Origin of the sequence: Streptomyces sp. SID4985 (assembly GCF_009863025.1) — a bacterium.
In the GTDB taxonomy this organism is placed as follows: Bacteria; Actinomycetota; Actinomycetes; order Streptomycetales; family Streptomycetaceae; genus Streptomyces.
This window is the reverse complement of sequence record NZ_WWIR01000527.1, coordinates 1-20,520: the sequence shown is the minus strand read 5'-3', so window position 1 is coordinate 20,520 and position 20,520 is coordinate 1. Positions and strand designations below refer to the sequence as shown.

The 20,520-nt window shown below is 71.7% G+C and carries 16 protein-coding genes, 1 pseudogene and 1 riboswitch; of the genes and pseudogenes, 15 read left to right on the top strand and 2 right to left on the bottom strand.

All coding sequences use genetic code 11. The features are described from left to right. The 15 genes and pseudogenes from GTW40_RS22925 to GTW40_RS22860 form a co-directional block, all read left to right on the top strand. Nucleotides 1-1,468, top strand: a 1,468-nt coding sequence (locus GTW40_RS22925; protein ID WP_161182074.1) for an N-6 DNA methylase, incomplete at its 5' end; no start/stop codon positions are given. Between the two features lie 132 nt (nucleotides 1,469-1,600). Beyond that, nucleotides 1,601-2,242 carry a hypothetical protein gene (locus GTW40_RS22920; RefSeq protein ID WP_161182073.1) on the top strand — a complete coding sequence of 214 codons (642 nt, stop codon included), beginning with the start codon at nucleotides 1,601-1,603 and terminating at the stop codon, nucleotides 2,240-2,242. A gap of 38 nt (nucleotides 2,243-2,280) precedes the next feature. Then, on the top strand, nucleotides 2,281-3,774 hold the full coding sequence (locus tag GTW40_RS22915; protein WP_202486293.1) for a serine/threonine-protein kinase: 1,494 nt from the start codon (nucleotides 2,281-2,283) through the stop codon (nucleotides 3,772-3,774). Nucleotides 3,775-3,978: 204 nt separating this feature from the next. Further along, nucleotides 3,979-4,806, top strand: a complete 828-nt coding sequence (locus GTW40_RS22910; RefSeq protein WP_161182075.1) for a glycoside hydrolase domain-containing protein — start codon at nucleotides 3,979-3,981, stop codon at nucleotides 4,804-4,806. Nucleotides 4,807-4,947: 141 nt separating this feature from the next. After that, complete coding sequence (locus tag GTW40_RS22905; RefSeq protein ID WP_161182071.1) at nucleotides 4,948-5,583, top strand: SurA N-terminal domain-containing protein; 636 nt, start codon at nucleotides 4,948-4,950, stop codon at nucleotides 5,581-5,583. 124 nt (nucleotides 5,584-5,707) lie between these two features. Further along, entirely contained in the window at nucleotides 5,708-6,694 is a 987-nt protein-coding gene (locus tag GTW40_RS22900; protein ID WP_161182070.1) for a nucleoside triphosphate pyrophosphohydrolase, read from the top strand. A 74-nt stretch (nucleotides 6,695-6,768) separates the two neighbouring features. Then, nucleotides 6,769-8,061 carry a cytochrome P450 gene (locus tag GTW40_RS22895; protein ID WP_161182069.1) on the top strand — a complete coding sequence of 431 codons (1,293 nt, stop codon included), beginning with the start codon at nucleotides 6,769-6,771 and terminating at the stop codon, nucleotides 8,059-8,061. Nucleotides 8,062-8,268: 207 nt separating this feature from the next. Then, a complete protein-coding gene (locus GTW40_RS22890) occupies nucleotides 8,269-9,303 on the top strand; it encodes a transglycosylase family protein (RefSeq protein WP_161182068.1) in 1,035 nt (344 codons plus the stop codon). A gap of 192 nt (nucleotides 9,304-9,495) precedes the next feature. Beyond that, a riboswitch (cyclic di-AMP (ydaO/yuaA leader) is annotated at nucleotides 9,496-9,669 on the top strand. Nucleotides 9,670-9,672: 3 nt separating this feature from the next. Continuing rightward, nucleotides 9,673-10,377: a transglycosylase family protein gene (locus GTW40_RS22885; RefSeq protein WP_161182067.1), complete on the top strand. Its 705-nt coding sequence runs from the start codon at nucleotides 9,673-9,675 to the stop codon at nucleotides 10,375-10,377. A 373-nt stretch (nucleotides 10,378-10,750) separates the two neighbouring features. Next, nucleotides 10,751-12,037: a phosphopyruvate hydratase gene (eno, locus tag GTW40_RS22880; RefSeq protein WP_161182066.1), complete on the top strand. Its 1,287-nt coding sequence runs from the start codon at nucleotides 10,751-10,753 to the stop codon at nucleotides 12,035-12,037. A gap of 135 nt (nucleotides 12,038-12,172) precedes the next feature. Continuing rightward, nucleotides 12,173-12,649 carry a septum formation initiator family protein gene (locus GTW40_RS22875; RefSeq protein ID WP_161182065.1) on the top strand — a complete coding sequence of 159 codons (477 nt, stop codon included), beginning with the start codon at nucleotides 12,173-12,175 and terminating at the stop codon, nucleotides 12,647-12,649. Between the two features lie 45 nt (nucleotides 12,650-12,694). Beyond that, nucleotides 12,695-13,144, top strand: a pseudogene (locus GTW40_RS33290) (DUF501 domain-containing protein); the annotation flags it as partial. Between the two features lie 189 nt (nucleotides 13,145-13,333). Further along, entirely contained in the window at nucleotides 13,334-14,236 is a 903-nt protein-coding gene (locus GTW40_RS33285; protein WP_343245765.1) for a Ppx/GppA phosphatase family protein, read from the top strand. Nucleotides 14,237-14,714: 478 nt separating this feature from the next. Further along, a complete protein-coding gene (locus tag GTW40_RS22865) occupies nucleotides 14,715-16,097 on the top strand; it encodes an NAD(P)/FAD-dependent oxidoreductase (RefSeq protein WP_161182063.1) in 1,383 nt (460 codons plus the stop codon). A gap of 188 nt (nucleotides 16,098-16,285) precedes the next feature. After that, complete coding sequence (locus GTW40_RS22860; protein WP_161182062.1) at nucleotides 16,286-17,584, top strand: cyclopropane-fatty-acyl-phospholipid synthase family protein; 1,299 nt, start codon at nucleotides 16,286-16,288, stop codon at nucleotides 17,582-17,584. Nucleotides 17,585-17,674: 90 nt separating this feature from the next. Here the strand turns inward: GTW40_RS22860 and GTW40_RS22855 are convergent, their stop codons facing one another. Both GTW40_RS22855 and GTW40_RS22850 read right to left on the bottom strand, forming a co-directional pair. After that, a complete protein-coding gene (locus GTW40_RS22855) occupies nucleotides 17,675-20,203 on the bottom strand; it encodes an ABC transporter permease (RefSeq protein ID WP_161182061.1) in 2,529 nt (842 codons plus the stop codon). After that, nucleotides 20,203-20,520: ATP-binding cassette domain-containing protein (locus GTW40_RS22850; RefSeq protein ID WP_161182060.1), on the bottom strand; the 318-nt coding region annotated here is incomplete at its 5' end. The genes GTW40_RS22850 and GTW40_RS22855, both read right to left, overlap by 1 nt.

Below are 20,520 nucleotides of genomic sequence, written 5' to 3'. Positions count from 1 at the left end.
GACCGAACTCGCCGGACTCATGGCCGAGCTCGCCGGACCCGCCCGCACGGTCCTCGACCCGGCCTGCGGCACCGGCGCCCTGCTGCGTGCCGTGGACGTCCGCCCCGGCCAGGAGCTGTATGCCCAGGACAGCGCCCCCGACCTCGCCGCGGTGACCGCGCTGCGGCTCGCGCTGCACTCGCGGGCCGCGGTGCGCGCCGCGGTCGGCGACACCCTGCGCGCCGACGCCTTCCCGGAGCTGCGCGCCGACGCCGTGCTGTGCCACCCGCCGTTCAACGAGCGCAACTGGGGCCACGACGAGCTGGCGTACGACCCGCGCTGGGAGTACGGCTTCCCGGCGCGCACCGAGTCCGAGCTGGCCTGGGTGCAGCACGCGCTGGCGCGGCTCACCGACGACGGCACGGCGGTGCTGCTGATGCCGCCGGCCGCCGCGTCCCGCCGTTCCGGGCGCCGTATCCGCGCCGACCTGCTGCGCCGGGGCGTGCTGCGGGCCGTGATCGCGCTGCCGGTCGGTGCGGCGCCGCCGTACAACATCCCGTTGCACGTGTGGGTGTTGCGCCGGCCCGGCCGTACGCCGGTGACGCCCGAGGTGCTGCTCATGGACACGGGCAGGTTCGCCGGGGAGAGCCGGGGCGGCCCCGACTGGGCTGCGGTGCGGGACGCCGTCCTCGACGCCTGGCGTGCCTTCACGCGCGCGGGACGGCTGGAGGACCGGCCGGGGCTGGCCCGTTCACTGCCGGTGATCGAACTCCTCGACGACGACGTGGACCTCGCTCCCGCGCGCCATCTGCCGCCGGACGCCGGTGCCGACGGCGCGGAGCAGCTCACGGCGGTGCGCGAGCGCCTCAGCGAGACCCTGCGCCTGACCGCCGACCTCACCCCGCCCCCCGCCGACCCGGCCCCGCCCGCGCGCTGGCCGCTCACCACCGTCGGTGAACTCGCGCGCGGTGGCGCGCTGTTGCTGCGTACCGGCGGCAACGGCGGTCACGCGCGCGTGCCCGTGCTCACCGACCACGACGTGCTCGCCGGTACCGCGCCCTCGGGCACGCTCCCCGAGAGCGGCGAGGAGGCGGTGCTGACCGAGCCGGGCGACGTCGTCGTGCCGGTGCTCGGCGGCGGCTCGGTGGCGCGCGTGATCGACGGGACGACGGGAGGCGCCGCCCTCGGGCGCAACCTCGTGCTGCTGCGCCCCGACCGCGCGGCACTGGACCCGTGGTTCCTCGCCGGGTTCCTGCGCGGAACCGCCAACAACCGGCAGGCCAGCAGCTACGCCTCCACCGCGACCCGCCTTGACGTGCGCCGACTGCAGCTCCCCCGGCTCTCCCTGGACGAACAGCGGCGCTACGGCGCGCGGTTCCGGGCGCTGGACGAGTTCGAGCGGGCGCTGCGCCACGCGAGCCGGTTCGGGGAACAGCTCGTGCGCGGGATGTACGACGGGCTCACGGACGGCACGGTGGCCCCGGACTGAGACCGTCCGGGGCGCCGTACCGCGCCGAACGGCGGGACAACGGTTCGGTAGACCCGGGACCGGTTGTCACCAGCGGCCTATACGCTCGGATCCGGCACACACGTCGTCCACCAACAGGCCCCAGGAGCAGCTATGCACGGCTCCGGCTACGCGCCGCCCAGCCCGCAGCCACCCTCGACCGGGGTGCTGGTCGTGCTGCGGGTGCTCTTCGTGGCCGTGGCGCTGCTCAGCATCGGATTCCTGGCGTGGGTGGCGCCGCTCCGCGCGGCGATCGTGACGCGCAGGCGTGCCGAGTGGCTGTTCTTCGCGGGATCGGTGCTGGTGCTCTGTGTCAGCTTCGCCCTCCTCAGCACCGACAACACCAAGGACTTCAGCACCCCGAACGGCAACGCGGGCATGATCATCCTGTTGCTGAACGCCGTTGTCTGCGCCGGTTATTACCTCCAGGCGGACATACGCCACTTCAGCCACCTCCGCCAGGCCCACGCCGGGCACCTGTCGATGATGCCGGGCTACGCGTCGTACGCGCGGCCCGTGCCGCCGCCGTTCACCGCGACGAGCACGCCGGGTCTGCCGCAGCCGCCGTACGTCCCGGCCCCGATGCCCCCGACCGCCGTACCCCCGACCGCGTTGCCCTCAACCGCCGTGCCCCCGCCGCCCGTTCCGGCGCCGCAGCAGCGCCCGGTGCCCCGCCACATCGACCAGGTGCGCGCCGAACTGGACGAGCTGAGCGACTATCTGCGCAAGCACGACGGCCGCGAGGGCGGACGGTGACGGTGACACAGGGACGGGTCGTCGCGGACCGGTACGAACTGGCCACGCTGATCGGCCAGGGCGGCATGGGCCAGGTCTGGACGGCGTACGACCGGCGGCTGGACCGGCGTGTGGCGGTGAAGCTGCTGCGCCCCGACAGGGTGGCCGGGCAGGAGGCGGACGAGCTGCGCCGCCGGTTCCTGCGCGAGTGCCGGGTGACCGCGCAGGTCGACCACCCCGGTCTGGTCACCGTGCACGACGCGGGCAGCGAGGGCGACGAGCTCTTCCTCGTCATGCAGTACGTGGACGGCGCCGACCTCTCCGACCATCTCGCGGAGCACGACCCGTACCCGTGGCAGTGGGCGGCCACGGTCGCCGCGCAGCTCTGCGCCGTGCTGAGCGCGGTGCACGCGGTGCCGATCGTGCACCGCGACCTCAAGCCGCGCAATGTGATGGTGAAGCAGGACGGCACGGTCACCGTCCTCGACCTGGGCGTGGCCTCGGTCATGGACACCGACACCACCCGCCTCACGCACACCGGCTCCCCGATCGGTTCGCCCGCCTACATGGCGCCCGAGCAGGCGATGGGCGGCGCGGTCGGCCCGTACACCGACCTGTACGCGCTCGGGGTGCTGCTGCACGAACTGCTCAGCGGGGAGGTGCCGTTCGCCGGTTCCACCGCGCTCGGGGTGCTGCACCGGCATCTGTACGAGCCGCCGCTCCCGGTGCGCAGGCTGCGCCCCGAGGTGCCGGAGCCGCTGGAGCGGCTGGTGCTGCGGCTGCTCGCGAAGGACCCGCAGAACCGTCCCGCCTCCGCGCAGGAGGTGTACGAGGAGCTGGTGCCGCTGCTGCCCGCGCGCGGCACCCCCACCGGTGCGCCGCTCGACCCCACGCGCCCCTTCCTGCGCCCGCACGCCCCCTGGCCGGACCGCGCCCGCATCCCGGCACCGCAGCCCGCGCCGGTCGCCCCGGCACCGCCGGTGGACGACAAGCCGGACGTGGCGGCGGCCGTGGACGAGGTCAAGCGGCTGCTGGGGGAGGGGCGCATCACCCAGGCCGTCGACATCCTCGGCGCGATCCTGCCCGCCGCCGCCGACCAGCACGGCGAGCACTCCCCGGTCGTGCGCACCCTGCGCAAGCAGTACGCGGCCACGCTTCTGGACGACGGCCAGTACCGGCGCGCGCTGCCCGAACTGCGCCGCCTCGCCGACGAACGCGCCGCCGAGGCGGGCCAGGCCGACCCGCAGTCCCTGCGCCACCGCTACGAGGCCGCGCAGTGCCTGGAGCAGCTGGGCGAACCGGCGGCCGCGCTCGCGGAGTACCGCGCGCTGCTGCCGTACTACGAGAACCGGTACGTCTCCGGCGACCCCCAGCTCGCCCACGACGTCCGCCGCCGCATCGGCCATCTGCTGCTCGCCCTCGGCGACCGCCCGGCCGCGCACGACATGCTGGCGCGGCTTCTGATGGACGTGGAGCGGGTGCACGGCATGGGCCACCCGCTGGCCGCCGACCTCCGGCGCACCCTGCAGTGGCTGGGCCAGATGCGGGGCTGAACGCGCCTTCCCGCCTGCGGAGATGTCCCGGACGCCCCGGCATTTTCCCGACTCATGGCATGTCCTGGTAATAATCATGGACAATCGCGGGGTTTCCGTTTTCTCGCACAGATGTGCCGTCGATTACGTTGCCCGCTGCGGACGCCGACGCGTCCTTTCGTTTCGTTCACGGTTTCGTTCATGGTTTCGAACACAGGGGTGGGGATGGCCGGACACCGGCAGTCGAAGAAGGTCCGATACATCGCGTGGGCGACGGCCGGCGCCGCCGTCGTGGCGGGAGCCGGAGTGGCGGCCACGTCGTCCATGGCCGCGACGGCCTGGCCCGCGCAGAAGACGTTCACGGGGCTGGCGTTCGACACCTGCACCGCGCCCTCGCTGTCCGCCATGAAGGCGTGGCACACCGGTTACTACGGCGCCGCCGCCGTCTACGTGGGCGGCAAGAACCGCGGCTGCGCCCAGCCCAACCTGACCGCCTCCTGGGTGAAGTCGGTCAGCGCGCTCGGCTGGAAGCTCATACCGATCTACGTCGGCGCCCAGCCGTCCTGCCAGACCGGCTCCAACCCCGAGAAGATGACGGCCGCCAACGCCGCCTCCCTCGGCGCGGCCGACGCCAAGGACGCCGTGGCCAAGGCGTCCGCGCTCGGCATGAAGGCGGGCAGCGCGATCTATTTGGACATGGAGCCGTACGACACGGCGAACACGGCGTGCAACAACGCCGTGCTCACCTATGTGCGCTCCTTCGACAAGGGCCTGCGCGCCAAGATCTACCGCGCGGGCTACTACGGCTTCACCAGCTCCAGCGCCAAGGCGATCGCCACCGCGACCGACAAGACCGACCTGCCGGGCAACCTCTGGTACGCGCTGTGGGACCAGAAGAACACCACCACGACCGACTGGCCCTGGGGCGCGAAGCAGTTCACCGACCACAGCCGGGCCCACCAGTTCATGGTGAACAGCAAGGAGACGCGCGGCGGCGTGACGCTCACCGTGGACCGCGACGCCTGGGACGCGCCGGTGGCCATCACCGGCTGACACCCCCGCCGGAGTGACGCGGCGGTGCCCGAACTCGTGGTGAATCGTTGGTCCGATGGGTTGGCCGGAGCAGATCGGCTGCCTACCATCGATCACCGCAAGACCTTGTGCACCGCCGCACAAACTCCTCAGGAGGTCCCCTTGCACCGCCGTCGCTCCGCGTTCGTCCTCTCCGCCGCGATCGTCGCCGCGGCCCCCCTCCTCACCGCCTGCGGGAGCGACGCCCACCCGGGCGCGGCGGCGGTCGTCGGCGGGCAGCGCATCACCGTCGCCCAGCTGGAGAGCCGGGTGAACGAGGTGCGCGCGGCGCAGCGGGCCGCGTCGCCCGACGAGACGCAGTACCAGCAGGTCCTCGCCTCCAACGGCAGCCTCACCCGCGACACCCTGCACACCATGGTCCTCGACCAGGTGCTGGCCCGGGCCGCGCACGACGCGGGCGTCACCGTCTCCCGCAAGGAGGTCCAGAAGCTGCGCTCCGGCCTCGAACAGCAGGCGGGCGGCGCCAAGGGCCTGGAGGCGGTCTGGCTCCAGAAGTACGGCATCGCCCCCGAGCGCCTCGACGACAACCTCCGCCTCCAGATCGAGGCCCAGAAGCTCGCGGCGAAGCTCGGCACCGACACCACCCAGCCCGCCTTCTGGAAGACCCTGTCGGAGGCGTCGAAGAAGCTGCGCATCGACGTCAACCCGCGCTACGGCACCTGGGACGCGAACAAGAGCAGCCGGGTGGACGTCAGGACGCCGTGGGTGAAGGAAGCGTCGGCGGCGCAGTCGGCCTAGCGAGATAGGCGGCCCGGCGTCGCGCGGCGGCTGCGGCAGTGGCTGCGGTCCTACGATCACAGGACTCCCCACCCCCTGTGGACAACTCGCGACGCCCCTCCGCACCGTGGGTTACGTTCGGATCGTGAACGCAACCAGCACCGAAGCCGCCCCCGGCCGCATCGTCCTGCTCACCACCAGCCACCGTGTCGCGCCCGGCCTGCTGTCCTGGCCCGCCTGGCAGGCCCTGCACGCCGCGGACGCCGTGCTGTGCGCCGACGGCGCGCACCCGCAGGTGCCGTATCTGCGGGAGGCCGGGATAGCGGTGTCGGAGGCGGCCCCGACCGCCGAGGAGCTGGTCGGTGCCTGCGCGGGCGGCCGCACGGTGGTGGTCGTGGCCACGGGTGAGGGCGAGCCCGCCCTCACCGACGGGCTGGCCCGCCTGGCCGGTTCCGGCCGGACGCGGATGCCCGACCTGGAGCTGCTGCCCGCCTCCTACGACCTGCCGGGTGCCCGGCTCCTCGACCTCGTGCAGGTCATGGACCGCATCCGCGCCGAGTGCCCCTGGTCCTCCCGGCAGACCCACGAGGGCCTGGCCAAGTACGGCATCGAGGAGGCGTACGAACTCGTCGAGGCGATCGAGGCGGGCGACCGCGAGGAGCTGCGGGAGGAGCTGGGCGACGTGCTGCTCCAGGTCGTCTTCCACTCCCGCATCGCCGCCGAGGACCCGGACGCCCCGTTCGACATCGACGACGTCGCCGGGGGCATCGTCACCAAGCTCATCCACCGCCACCCGCACGTCTTCGGCGACGAGACGGCCGAGACTCCGGAGGACGTCAAGAAGCACTGGCTGCGCACCAAGGCCGAGGAGAAGCGGCGCACCTCGGTGACCGAGGGAGTCCCGCTCGGCCAGCCCGGCCTCGCGCTGGCCGCCAAGCTCGCCTCCCGAGCCCGCACCGCCCACCTGGACGTCCCCCTTCCCCAGGGCGACGGCATCGGCTACGAACTCCTGGCCCTGGCCGCCCGCGCCGAGTCCGAGGGGGTCGACCCCGAGACGGCACTGCGAGCCGCCGCACGGGTCTACCGGGATGCGATACGTACGGCGGAGGAGAACGGTTCAGGCACCGCCTAGCGAACCGGTTCGGGCACCGCCCGGCGAAGGGCCTGGCCGGGTGCCTCTCCCCGCCCCCGGGATACCGTCGACCTGTGACCGATCAGCCCTCCTCCGACCGTCCCGGCGAGCCCGCCCCCGACCTCTTCACCTGGGAGTTCGCCACCGACCCCTACCCCGCCTACGCCTGGCTGCGCGAGCACGCGCCCGTGCACCGGACCAGGCTGCCCAGCGGGGTGGAGGCCTGGCTGGTCACGCGGTACGCCGATGCCCGGCAGGCGCTCGCCGACGCGCGGCTCAGCAAGAACCCGGCGCATCACGACGAGCCCGCGCACGCCAAGGGGAAGACCGGCATCCCCGGCGAGCGCAAGGCGGACCTGATGACGCACCTGCTGAACATCGACCCGCCGGACCACACCCGGCTGCGCCGGCTGGTCAGCAAGGCGTTCACCCCGCGCCGGGTGGCCGAGTTCGCCCCCCGGGTGCAGCAGCTGACGGACGACCTCATCGGTGCCTTCGCCGCGAAGGGCTCCGCCGACCTCATCCACGACTTCGCCTTCCCGCTGCCCATCTACGCCATCTGCGACCTGCTCGGCGTCCCCCGCGAGGACCAGGACGACTTCCGGGACTGGGCGGGCATGATGATCCGTCACGGGGGCGGCCCCCGAGGCGGTGTCGCGCGGTCGGTCAAGAAGATGCGCGGCTATCTGGCCGAGCTGATCCACCGCAAGCGGGCCGCGCTGCCCGCCGAACCCGCCCCCGGCGAGGACCTGATCTCGGGTCTCATCCGCGCCTCGGACCACGGTGAGCACCTCACCGAGAACGAGGCCGCGGCCATGGCGTTCATCCTGCTGTTCGCCGGGTTCGAGACCACCGTCAACCTCATCGGCAACGGCACCTTCGCCCTGCTCACCCACCCGGAGGAGCGCGCCCGCCTCCAGCGCTCCCTGGCCGCCGGGGAGACCGGCCTGCTCCAGACCGGGGTGGAGGAACTCCTGCGCTACGACGGCCCGGTGGAGCTGGCCACCTGGCGGTTCGCCACCGAGCCGCTCACCCTCGGCGGGCAGGAGATCGCCGCCGGAGACCCGGTGCTGGTGGTGCTGGCGGCGGCGGACCGCGACCCCGCGCGGTTCCCCGACCCCGACGTGCTGGACCTCGGCCGCGCCGACAACCAGCACCTCGGCTACGGCCACGGCATCCACTACTGCCTGGGCGCCCCGCTCGCCCGCCTGGAGGGACAAGCCGCGCTGGCCACCCTCTTCACCCGCCTGCCCGACCTGAGACTCGCCGTCGAACCGGCCGAACTGCGCTGGCGGGGCGGGCTCATCATGCGGGGACTGCGCACGCTCCCGGTGGAGTTCACCCCGGTCGGGAAGGCGCACGAGTGAGCGCGACCGGACGCACGGTCCCTCACCTGTACCCACGGAACGCGCACCGGCAAACAGGAACATGACGGACACTCAACGATGTGATCTTCACGTGATCTGTGCGGCATGAACTTGTGACAAGCGATCGTCTGCCTATACGTTCACCCATCAGTGTGGCGCCGAGCACCACTCGCCACGCCGTACTGCTGTCGTACGAAAGGCCCCCGTATGCTCTCCGGGAACGGTCGTCACCGTCGCCCCCGCCAGGCTCCGGCGCTCCTCGTCGCGGCCGGTGTGACCACCTCCGCCATCGCGATCCCGCTCCTCGGCGCGGCGAGCGCCCACGCGGCCGACGGCACCACCTGGGACAAGGTGGCCGAGTGCGAAAGCGGCGGCTCCTGGAGCGCCAACACCGGCAACGGCTACTACGGCGGCCTCCAGATCTCGCAGGACGACTGGGACAAGTTCGGCGGCAGCCAGTACGCGGCCACCGCCGACCTGGCCAGCCGCTCGCAGCAGATCTCCGTCGCCGAGAAGATCCTCGCCGAGCAGGGCACCACCCACTGGGCGACCTGCGCCCTGACGGCCGGTCTGACCTCCGACTCCGCCTCGCTGAACGTGGACACGGGTGTCGCGGACACCGCGTCCCCGAGCGCCGGTTCCCCGGACGGCAAGGACGCCGCCTCGCCTTCCGCGTCGGATTCCGCCGGTAAGTCCGACTCGTCCGAGTCGGCCAAGCCCTCGGACTCGCCCTCCGCTTCGGCCTCGGCCGGCTCCACCGCCGACCCGTCGGCCAAGCCGTCCGACGACAAGGGCAAGGACAAGGACGCGGACGCCAAGGGCTCCGGCCAGGACAAGGGTGCCAAGTCCGGCGCCTCCGCCCAGGTCGACGACCCGGGCACCTCCGGCGACTACTCCGTCCCGGCGTCCGAGGCGTCGGACGACGCCTGGCAGGACGGCGGCTCCTGGAGCCTCGTCGACACCGGCTCGCTCTCCGGTGGCGGCCGCCACCGCGGCGGCAGCGCGGCCGAGGACGTGACGAGCGGTCAGAAGGCGGACAACGCCGGGCGCCACGCCCTGCCCTCCGCGACCACATACACCATCCACGAGGGCGACACGCTGGAGTCCATCGCCGACTCCCTTGGTGTCGACGGCGGCTGGCAGGCGCTCTACTCCGCGAACAAGAAGGCCGTCGGCGGCGACCCGAACGCCCTTGTCCTTGGTCAGACGCTCAAGGTGCCCGGCGGGACGGACGGCAAGTAGCCCGATTCGGGACGGGATTGACGTCCCTCTTCTGGCTGTATGTCCGAATTGGTGAAAGTGTGGGATGAGTCTCAGAGGCCCTGATCGTCTTTGAAATTCCCCTGTGTCCCTGTCTACGGTCGGTCCGCTCGTCACCACGAGCCCCGATGACCGGAACGCCGAATCCTGCCAGCGGTCACCCGGGAACAGTCGACGCGTCAAGCGCCGCAGGCAGGAGCGGGGGAACCAAGGTAAGTGCCCTGACCGGTGGCTGACACCGGGACGGGCTTGGGGTGAAGCCACCCCCTCCACGACGGGGAGGGTGGCCGGGCAACTCAACCGGCCCGAACCCGACAGCTCACCTCGCAGGCGTCGGTGAGGGGATCGACCATGCTGTTTTCCAGCAAGGGCACGCACCGTCGCCCGGCCAAGGCCGTCCGCACCCTCGCGCTCGCCGGTGTCGCCGGCGCCGCGATCGCCGGTCCGCTGATGGCGGCCGGCAACGCCTCCGCCGCCACCGCCTCCGAGTGGGACGCCGTCGCCCAGTGCGAGTCCGGCGGCAACTGGGCCATCAACACCGGCAACGGCTACTACGGCGGCCTCCAGTTCTCCGCCGCCACCTGGGCGGCGTACGGCGGCGCGCAGTACGCCGCCACGGCCGACAAGGCCACCAAGGACCAGCAGATCACCATCGCGGAGAAGGTCCTCGCCGCCCAGGGCAAGGGCGCCTGGCCGGTCTGCGGCACGGGCCTGTCCAGCACGCCGTACAGCTCCACCGCCGCGAGCACCCCGTCCACCACGGCGACGACCACCACCGACGCCGCCAAGGCCACGGCGGACGCCGCCGCGCGCGCCACCGCCCCGGAGACGGCCTCGCGCTCCGCGAACCGTCCGGCCGCGACCGTCACCACCCCGACCGGCCAGAAGGTCAAGAAGGGCGACGGCGAGTACAAGGTCGTCAAGGGCGACACGCTCAGCACCATCGCCACGAAGCACCACGTCAAGGGCGGCTGGAAGAAGCTGTTCGACCTCAACAAGGACATCGTCCAGAAGGCCGACCTCATCTACCCGGGCCAGATGCTGCACCTGAAGTAGCGGCCCCGCGCCGCCCGCTCGTCGGGCGGCGCCCCCCGTACCCGCTCACCCGCGCCGCCCCACACACACGGCCGCGGTGAGCCCCCTCCCCCCACCGGGCCCCGCCCCGGCGCGTGTTCCCCCGTACGCGCCGGAGCGGGGTTCTGCGGCTCCGTGGGACGCCCCGGGGGCCCGTACCCGCGGCGCCCCGCACCACCGCCCTGGCCAGACCCCCCGAACCCCCTTTGTTCCGGGCGTGAACAATGAGTACGGTCTCCCTGTCCACGGGACGGTCGGTCGACGGCCGACACCCCGGGGACGGTTAGGCTCTAGTCGCAAGGCCGTGCCGCAAGGCACACGCCCCGCACATCTCAGCGTCACATCCAAGAAGGAGATGCTCGTGCCGTCCATCGACGTCGTCGTAGCCCGGGAAATCCTGGACTCCCGAGGCAACCCCACGGTCGAGGTCGAGGTCGGCCTCGACGACGGCAGCACGGGTCGTGCCGCCGTTCCGTCCGGTGCCTCCACCGGTGCCTTCGAGGCCATCGAGCTTCGTGACGGTGACCCCAACCGCTACATGGGCAAGGGTGTCGAGAAGGCCGTCCTCGCCGTCATCGAGCAGATCGGCCCGGAGCTCGTCGGCTACGACGCCACCGAGCAGCGCCTGATCGACCAGGCCATGTTCGACCTGGACGCCACCGACAACAAGGGCTCGCTCGGCGCCAACGCCATCCTCGGCGTCTCCCTCGCCGTCGCCCACGCCGCCTCCGAGGCCAGCGACCTCCCGCTGTTCCGCTACCTGGGCGGCCCGAACGCGCACCTGCTGCCCGTTCCGATGATGAACATCCTGAACGGCGGCTCGCACGCCGACTCCAACGTGGACATCCAGGAGTTCATGATCGCGCCGATCGGCGCGGAGTCCTTCTCCGAGGCCGTCCGCTGGGGCGCCGAGGTCTACCACACCCTCAAGAAGGTCCTGAAGCGCAAGGGCCTGGCCACCGGCCTCGGCGACGAGGGCGGCTTCGCCCCGAACCTCGGCTCCAACCGCGAGGCCCTCGACCTCATCATCGAGGCCATCCAGGAGGCCGGTTACGTCCCCGGCGAGCAGGTCGCCCTGGCGCTCGACGTCGCCGCGTCCGAGTTCTACAAGGACGGCAAGTACCTCTTCGAGGGCAAGGAGCGCTCCGCCGCCGAGATGACGGAGTACTACGAGGAGCTGGTGGCGGCCTACCCGCTGGTCTCCATCGAGGACCCGCTGTTCGAGGACGACTGGGCCGGCTGGAAGGTCCTCACCGACCGCCTCGGCGACAAGGTGCAGATCGTCGGTGACGACCTGTTCGTCACCAACCCCGAGCGCCTGGCCCGTGGCATCGAGGAGGGCATCGCCAACGCCCTGCTGGTCAAGGTCAACCAGATCGGCTCGCTGACCGAGACCCTGGACGCCGTCGAGATGGCCCAGCGCAACGGCTACAAGTGCATGATGTCCCACCGCTCCGGTGAGACCGAGGACGTCACCATCGCCGACCTCGCCGTCGCCACCAACTGCGGCCAGATCAAGACCGGCGCCCCGGCCCGCTCCGAGCGCGTCGCCAAGTACAACCAGCTCCTGCGCATCGAGGAGATCCTCGACGACGCCGCGGTCTACGCCGGCCGCAGCGCCTTCCCGCGCTTCAAGGGCTGAGCACAGCCGTAAAGGCTCGGCCCTCTCGCGAGGGCTGAGTCCGCGCGGGAGTCCGCTCCCGCCAGTCGTCCTACGTCCCCGGACCCGGTCCCGTACCGTGTCCGGGGACGTACGCGTGAACGGGAGGCGGGGAAGATGGCCACGAGGGACCGGGACCGTTTCTCCACCACGACCAGGCTGCGGCTGCTCGGCGAGCAGACGGCCGCCCGCGTCTACCGCTCCCAGACCAAGCGGCAGGCCCGCCGCTCCCGGCTCACCGGCCGCGCCGCCCTGCTCGCCCTGGTGCTGTGCTCGCTGATCGTCGCGCTCGCCTATCCGATGCGCCAGTACGTCTCCCAGCGCGCCGAGATCGCCGACCTCCAGCGCCGCCAGGAACAGGCCCGCGCGCGCGTCGAGGAACTGCGCGACACCAAGGCGCGCTGGCAGGACGACGCCTACGCCGAACAGCAGATCCGGCGCAGGCTGCACTACGTGCTGCCCGGCGAGACCGGGTACGTGGTCATCGACCCGGGCGCGGCCAAGCAGTCCCGCGCCGACAAGGGGGCCGCCCACCGGCCCTGGTACGCGAACGTCTGGGACGGCGTCGACAAGGCCGACGCCTCCGACCAGTGACCGGCATCCGCCGGTGACCCACAGAAAGCCACTCTGGAAGCAGTCATGGAAACGCCCCCGCCGCCCACTCCGCGCACCGAGCCCACCGCAGCCGACGTGGAGGCATTCAAGCAGCAGCTCGGCCGCCCGCCGCGCGGTCTGCGGGCCATCGCCCACCGCTGCCCCTGCGGACAGCCGGACGTCGTGGAGACGGCCCCCCGGCTGCCCGACGGCACCCCCTTCCCGACGACGTACTACCTGACGTGCCCGCGCGCCGCCTCGGCGATCGGCACGCTGGAGGCGAACGGCGTCATGAAGGAGATGACCGAGCGGCTGACGACCGACCCGGAGCTGGCCGCCGCCTACCGCGCCGCGCACGAGGACTACATCCGGCGCCGCGACGAGATCGAGGTCCTCGCGGGCTTCCCCAGCGCGGGCGGCATGCCCGACCGGGTCAAGTGCCTGCACGTCCTCGTGGCCCACTCGCTGGCCGCGGGCCCCGGGGTGAACCCGCTGGGCGACGAGGCGATCGCGATGCTGCCCGAGTGGTGGGCGAAGGGCCCGTGCGTGACGCCGGAGGGCGGGGCGTGTGGTGCGGCCGCCCAGGAGACGGCCACGGAGACGACCGAGGAGCCCGCGAGGGCTGCTCAGCGGTCCGCCGACGGCTTCACCCGTGTCGCCGCCGTCGACTGCGGCACCAACTCCATCCGACTGCTCATCACCGACGTGAACCCGGAGACGGGCGAGCTGCGCGAGCTGGACCGCCGCATGACCATCGTCCGCCTCGGCCAGGGCGTCGACCGCACCGGCCGCCTCGCCCCCGAGGCGCTGGAGCGGACCTTCGCCGCGTGCCGCGAGTACGCCGGGGTCATCCGCGAACTCGGCGCCGAGAAGGTGCGGTTCGTGGCGACCTCCGCCTCCCGCGACGCGGAGAACCGCGACGAGTTCACGCGCGGTGTCGTGGACATCCTCGGTGTCGAGCCCGAGGTCATCTCCGGTGACCAGGAGGCCGAGTTCTCCTTCACCGGCGCCACCAAGGAGCTGACGGGCGGCGACGGCTTCGCCCAGCCCTACCTGGTGGTGGACATCGGCGGCGGCTCCACCGAGTTCGTCGTCGGCGAGGACCGGGTGCGGGCCGCGCGCTCCGTAGACGTGGGCTGCGTACGCATGACCGAGCGCCATCTGATCGAGGAGGGCAAGGTCACCGACCCGCCCACGCCCGAGCAGGTCGCCGCCATGCGGGCCGACATCGAGGCCGCGCTGGACCTCGCCGAGAAGACCGTCCCGCTGCGCGAGGCGCGCACCCTGGTGGGTCTCGCCGGTTCGGTCACCACCGTGTCCGCGATCGACCAGGAGCTGCCGGAGTACGACTCCGCGCGCATCCACCACTCCCGCATGACACGCGGCCGCGTCCGCCAGATCACCGAGTGGCTGCTCTCCTCCACCCACGCCGAGCGCGCCGAGATCCCCTCGATGCACCCCGGCCGGGTGGACGTCATCGGCGCGGGCGCGCTGGTCCTGCTCGCCCTCATGGAGCGCACCGGCGCCGAGGAGGTCGTCGTCAGCGAGCACGACATCCTCGACGGCATCGCGTGGTCGCTGGCGTAGGCGCTCGGGGGCCGCGTCCGTACGGCCTTGCGGAGAAGGCTCGTTACCGCCTGGTAGCGAGCGGCTGAGCAGGCCGTACGACGGATGAGCAGGGTCGCGGGGTGGCCGACACGCCGCTTCGCGACCCTTCTCCGGAAACCTTCGTGAAGTTCTTCACAAGGAATTCGGCCCCCGGGGGCAACGCAAGGGGCCACATTGACCCATTCGGGGGCTCAACGGCCCTTGGAGGGTGCTCACGAGAGCGTTGCGCGGGTGTTTCGCGGAGGTGTCCGAGGGGTCTCCGGAAGGTGATCCGTGAGGGGGTCGAGAACCCGGAGGGCCAGCTCACGCGGCCTTGACAACGGGTCAGAACGACCTTGAGTTCCCTGTGCGGAACATGATCTGCGTCACGTGAGCGGCGGAGGATAACACAGGCCCTCTCCAACCTTGTGAAGGGGCGCACGAGCTACCCCTCCGAGGCAGGTGGATACTCGATGCCATGAGCACCACGGAGCGTCCCAGGATCCTCGTAGTAGGCGGTGGGTACGTAGGCCTGTACGCAGCTCGGCGCATCCTCAAGAAGATGCGCTACGGCGAGGCGACCGTCACGGTCGTCGACCCCCGGTCGTACATGACCTACCAGCCCTTCCTGCCCGAAGCCGCCGCCGGCAACATCTCGCCCCGGCACGTCGTCGTCCCGCTGCGACGCGTGCTGCCGAAGGCGGAGGTCCTCACCGGCCGGGTCACCACCATCGACCAGGACCGCAAGGTCGCGACCATCGCCCCGCTCGTGGGCGAGGCGTACGAACTCCCCTTCGACTACCTGGTCGTTGCGCTCGGCGCGGTCTCCCGCACCTTCCCGATCCCCGGCCTCGCCGAGCAGGGCATCGGCATGAAGGGCATCGAGGAGTCCATCGGCCTGCGCAACCACGTCCTGGAGCAGCTGGACAAGGCCGACTCCACGAACGACGAGGAGATCCGCCGCAAGGCGCTCACCTTCGTCTTCATCGGTGGTGGCTTCGCGGGCGCGGAGACCATCGGCGAGGTCGAGGACATGGTCCGCGACGCCGCCAAGTACTACAAGAACGTGTCCCGCGAGGACATGCGGTTCATCCTGGTTGACGCCGCCGACAAGATCCTTCCCGAGGTCGGCCCGAAGCTCGGCCAGTACGGCAAGGAGCACCTGGAGAGCCGGGGCGTGGAGATCTACCTCTCCACCTCCATGGACTCCTGCGTCGACGGCCACGTCGTGCTGAAGAACGGCCTCGAGGTCGACTCCGACACCATCGTGTGGACCGCGGGCGTCAAGCCCAACCCGGCGCTGGCCCGCTACGGCCTGCCGCTCGGCCCGCGCGGTCACGTCGACTGCGCGCCCACCCTCCAGGTGCAGGGCACGGACTACATCTGGGCCGCCGGTGACAACGCCCAGGTTCCCGACCTCGTCGGCCGCAAGGCGGGCAACGAGAACGCCTGGTGCCCGCCGAACGCCCAGCACGCGCTGCGCCAGGCCAAGGTCCTCGGCGACAACGTGGTCTCCGGCATGCGGGGCTTCCCGCAGAAGGAGTACGAGCACGCCAACAAGGGTGCCGTCGCGGGTCTCGGCCTGCACAAGGGCGTCGCGATGATCGTCCTGGGCAAGACGAAGATCAAGCTCAAGGGCCGTCTCGCCTGGTACATGCACCGTGGCTACCACGGTCTCGCGATGCCGACCTGGAACCGCAAGATCCGTATCTTCGCGGACTGGACGCTCGCGATGTTCCTCAAGCGCGAGGTCGTCTCGCTGGGCGCCATGGAGCACCCGCGCGAGGAGTTCTACGAGGCCGCCAAGCCGGCCCCGGCTCCGGCCGCCGCCAAGACCGAGGAGAAGGCCAAGGCCTCCTGACCTCCGGTCACCAGTTCCATCCGAAGGGCCTCCCCGCTCCGTGGTGCGGGGGGCCCTTCGGCGTTTCCCGCCGTCGTGCGGCCTACGCTCTTTTGCCCTGTTGTAACTCCATTGCGGGACTGCGCCGGGTAAGCCGGTCGTTTACGTGGTAACGGACATCCGGGATTGCCGTCTTGGAGGTGTGCGCCATGGCCGACGCCGCGTCGCGACTGGTGAGTGTTGCCGAGCAGTTGCTGGGAGCCCCGCTCCCGGTGCGTATCCGCGCCTGGGACGGTTCCCAGGCGGGTCCGCCGAACGTTCCCGTAATCGTCGTGCGCAACCGCCGGGCGCTGCGCCGCATCCTGTTCAAGCCCGGAGAGCTGGGACTCGCCCGCGCCTGGGTCTCCGGCGACCTGGACATCGAGGGCGACCTGTACAGCGCCCTCGGCGCGGTGGCCGGGTCGATCTGGGAGCGCGGGGACGACTCCCGCACCCTCGCCGAGGCGCTGCGCGACCCCTCCGTCCGGGCGGGCGTACGCGACCTGCTGCGGCTGATCGGGCCCCCGCTGCCGCCGGCCCCGCCGCGCGAGGAGGTCCGCCCCCGCCGCCATCTGCACACCCGGCGCACCGACAAGCGGGCCATCAGCCACCACTACGACGTGGGCAACGACTTCTACGAGATCGTCCTCGGCCCGTCCATGGTCTACTCCTGCGCCTACTGGGAGGCCCTCGAAGCGGGCGGCACCCTGGAGTCCGCCCAGCGCGACAAGCTCGAACTGGTCTGCCGCAAGCTCGGCCTGAAGCCCGGTCAGCGGCTCCTCGACGTCGGCTGCGGCTGGGGCTCCATGGCCATCCACGCCGCCCGTGAGCACGGCGTGAGCGTCGTCGGCGTCACCCTCTCCCAGGAACAGGCCGCCTACGCCCGCAAGCGCGTCGCCGACGAGGGCCTGACCGACCGGGTCGAGATCCGCGTCCAGGACTACCGCGACGTGCGCGACGGCCCCTACGACGCGATCTCCTCCATCGGCATGGCCGAGCACGTCGGCGCCGACCGCTATCTGGAGTACGCGAGCGATCTGCACGCCCTGCTCAAGCCCGGCGGACGGCTGCTCAACCACCAGATCGCCCGCCGCCCGCAGCGCGACGAATCGGCGTACGAGGTGGACGCGTTCATCGACGCCTACGTCTTCCCCGACGGCGAACTCGCCCCCGTCGGCACCACCGTCACCCAGCTGGAGCGCGCCGGGTTCGAGGTGCGGGACGTGGAGGCGCTGCGCGAGCACTACGCCCTGACCCTGCGGGCCTGGGTCACCCGACTGGAGGCGGACTGGGAGCGTGCGGTGCGGCTCGCCGGGTACGGCCGCGCCCGGGTCTGGCTGCTGTACATGGCCGCCTCCGCGCTCGCCTTCGAGCGCAACCGGATCGGCGTCAACCAGGTCCTCGCCGTCCGCACCCCCGAGCCGGGCACCTCGGGCCTCCCGCTCCGCCCGCGTACCTGGCACGGCTGACCGCACGCGAAGGGGCCCCGTTCCGGTCCGGAACGGGGCCCCTCGGCCGTACGCGAGCCGCTGCCCGCTGCTGTTTGCTGCTACTCGCCGCTACTCGGCCTTGATCGCCGTCAGCATGTCGAGACGGGCCGCCCGGCGGGCCGGCCACAGCGCCGCCAGGACGCCGACCAGCGCGGCCAGGAACAGGAAGAGCGCGATCCGGCCCCAGGGCAGCACCAGTTCGTAGGTCGGCATCTTCGCGCCGATCAGCGCACCGGCCGCCCAGCCGAAGAACACGCCCAGACCGATGCCGAGCACGCCGCCGAACAGGGAGATCACCAGGGACTCCAGGCGCACCATCCGCTTGACCGACCGGCGCTCCAGGCCGATCGCGCGCAGCATCCCGATCTCCTGCGAGCGCTCGAAGACCGACATGGCCAGGGTGTTGATGACACCGAGGACCGCGACGATCACCGCCATGCCGAGCAGGCCGTAGACCAGGTTCAGCATGAACGTGAAGATCTTCGCGACGCCGTCGGAGATGTCCTTCTTGTCCTGGACCGCGATCGCCGGGTTGGAGCCGAGGGCCTTCTCGATGCGGTCCTTGGCCGCCGCCGAGGCGCCGTCCTTCATCTTCACCATGACCTGCATGTCGGACGGGTCGCTCAGATGCGGGGTGAGGGTGGCGTTGTCGATCATGATGCCGCGGAGCATCGCGTTGCTCTCGTAGACCCCGGCGACCGTCAGCTGCCCGGCCTTGCCGTCGGCGTAGTGCACGGTGACGTGCGAGCCGGCCGTCCAGCCGTACTCCTTCGCCCGGTCCTCGTCCACGACGATGCGGTCGCCGCCCACCGCGAAGGAGCCCTTGGCCGTCTTCAGGTTGGTCAGCTCGTTGATCGAGCGGCCGTCCACACCGGTCAGGAACTCCGTCTTGCCGTCGATGCGGGAGGGCGCGTTGCGCAGCGGACTGCTCGCGGCGACCCCGTCGACGGCGGCGATCTTCTCGGCCACCTGGGGGGAGAGCGGGCCGTGGGTGGACATCGAGACGACGTAGTCGGCGCTGATCGCGGCGCTCGCCATCTTGTCGATCGACTTCTGCAGGCTGCCCGCCATCACCGTCATGCCGGTGATCAGGGTCAGACCGATCATCAGCGCGGACGCCGTGGCGGCCGTACGGCGCGGGTTGCGCACCGAGTTCTGGCGGGCCAGCTTGCCGGAGATGCCGAACATCCGCAGCGCGGGCGCGGCGGCCGCGATCAGCGGACGCGACAGCAGCGGGGTCAGCACGAACACGCCGATGATCAGCAGGACGGCGCCCAGGCCCATCACGCCCTGCCCGGTGTCGGTGCTCATCGTCCGGCCCGCGAGGACCACGGCGACACCGGCACCGGCGAATAGCGCGCCCAGCGTGTTGCGCAGCACCAGGGACTTGGTGGTGGCCTTGGCGTGGACGCTGTTCATCGCCGCCACCGGCGGGATCTTCGCAGCCCGGCGGCTCGGCAGCCAGGCGGCGAGCACGGTGATGACGACACCGACGGCGAGGGCGGCCACCACCGTGGTCGGGGCGATCACCAGCGGACCGTCGGGCAGTTCGGCGCCGAAGGTGCCGAGCAGGGAGCGCAGCCCGGTGCCGATGCCCACACCGGCCGCGAGCCCGGCGACACCGGCGACCACGCCGACGGCGGCCGCCTCGGTCAGCACCGAGCGGGTCACCTGGCCCCGGGAGGCGCCGACCGCGCGCAGCAGGGCCAGCTCCTTGGTGCGCTGGGCGACCAGCATCGTGAAGGTGTTGGCGATGATGAACGTGCCGACGAACAGCGCGATCCCGGCGAACACCAGCAGGACCTGCTTCAGGCCGCTCATGCCCTCGGCGATCTGCTTGGCCTGGTCGTCCGCGAGCTGCTTGCCGGTGGCGGTCTCCACGAGCTTGGTCGGCAGCGTCTTGTCGAGGGCGGCCTTGAGCGCGCTCTGGCTCGTGCCGGACGCGGCCTTCACGTCGATCTCGTCGTACGTGCCCTTCTTGCCGAACAGGGTCTGCGCGGTCGGCGTGTCGAACAGGGTGAGGCTGCCGCCCGCCGACACGTTGCCGTCGTCGGTGGTGAAGATGCCGCTGACGCGCGGGGTGAGGACCGGGCCGTCGACCGAGAGGCGGGCCTTGTCGCCGACCTTGTACCCGGCGCGCTCGGCGGTCTTGGAGTCGAGCGCGATCTCGTCGGGGCCGTGCGGGGCGCGCCCGGAGACGAGCTGGTAGCGGGGGTCGTCGGTGCCCCAGTAGTTGCCGCCGGCGGACTGCCAGCCGCCGCCGACCAGCTTGCCGTCCTTGCCGGCGAGGGCGGTGAAGCCGCCGACGACACCGGTGGCGGACTCGGCGCCCGGGGTCTTCGCGGCCTTCTGGAGCAGGGCCTCGGTCAGCTCGGGGTTGTGGCCGACCTGGTCTCCCCTGGACGCCTGGTGGCGGGGGGTGACGGCCACGTCGACCCCGTCGAAGCCCTTGGCGGAGCTGTTCTGGAAGGCCTGGGAGACGGTGTTGGTGAAGACCAGCGTCCCGGACACGAACGCCACGCCGAGCATGACGGCGAGCACGGTCATCAGGAGCCGGGCCTTGTGCGCGAGGACGTTGCGCAGGGCGGTGCGGAACATCAGCTGGTACGGCCCTTCGCGTCGAACTGCTTCATGAGGTCGAGGACCTTGTCGGCGGTCGGGTCCTGGACCTCGTCCACGATCCGGCCGTCGGCGAGGAAGATCACGCGGTCCGCGTACGCCGCCGCGACCGGGTCGTGGGTCACCATGACGACGGTCTGGCCCATCCCGCGTACGGAGTTGCGCAGGAAGCCCAGCACCTCGGCCCCCGAGCGGGAGTCGAGGTTTCCGGTCGGCTCGTCACCGAAGACGATGTCCGGCTGGGAGGCCAGCGCGCGGGCGACGGCGACGCGCTGCTGCTGGCCGCCGGAGAGCTG

Excerpts from the sequence above, each read along its gene's own strand:
- GTW40_RS22920 (WP_161182073.1), top strand. The coding sequence starts at position 1,601 with ATGCACGGCTCCGGCTACGCGCCGCCCAGCCCGCAGCCACCCTCGACC.
- GTW40_RS22910 (WP_161182075.1), top strand. The coding sequence starts at position 3,979 with ATGGCCGGACACCGGCAGTCGAAGAAGGTCCGATACATCGCGTGGGCG.
- GTW40_RS22890 (WP_161182068.1), top strand. The coding sequence starts at position 8,269 with ATGCTCTCCGGGAACGGTCGTCACCGTCGCCCCCGCCAGGCTCCGGCG.
- GTW40_RS22885 (WP_161182067.1), top strand. The coding sequence starts at position 9,673 with ATGCTGTTTTCCAGCAAGGGCACGCACCGTCGCCCGGCCAAGGCCGTC.
- eno (WP_161182066.1), top strand. The coding sequence starts at position 10,751 with ATGCTCGTGCCGTCCATCGACGTCGTCGTAGCCCGGGAAATCCTGGAC.
- GTW40_RS22875 (WP_161182065.1), top strand. The coding sequence starts at position 12,173 with ATGGCCACGAGGGACCGGGACCGTTTCTCCACCACGACCAGGCTGCGG.
- GTW40_RS22865 (WP_161182063.1), top strand. The coding sequence starts at position 14,715 with ATGAGCACCACGGAGCGTCCCAGGATCCTCGTAGTAGGCGGTGGGTAC.
- GTW40_RS22860 (WP_161182062.1), top strand. The coding sequence starts at position 16,286 with ATGGCCGACGCCGCGTCGCGACTGGTGAGTGTTGCCGAGCAGTTGCTG.
- GTW40_RS22855 (WP_161182061.1), bottom strand. The coding sequence starts at position 20,203 with ATGTTCCGCACCGCCCTGCGCAACGTCCTCGCGCACAAGGCCCGGCTC.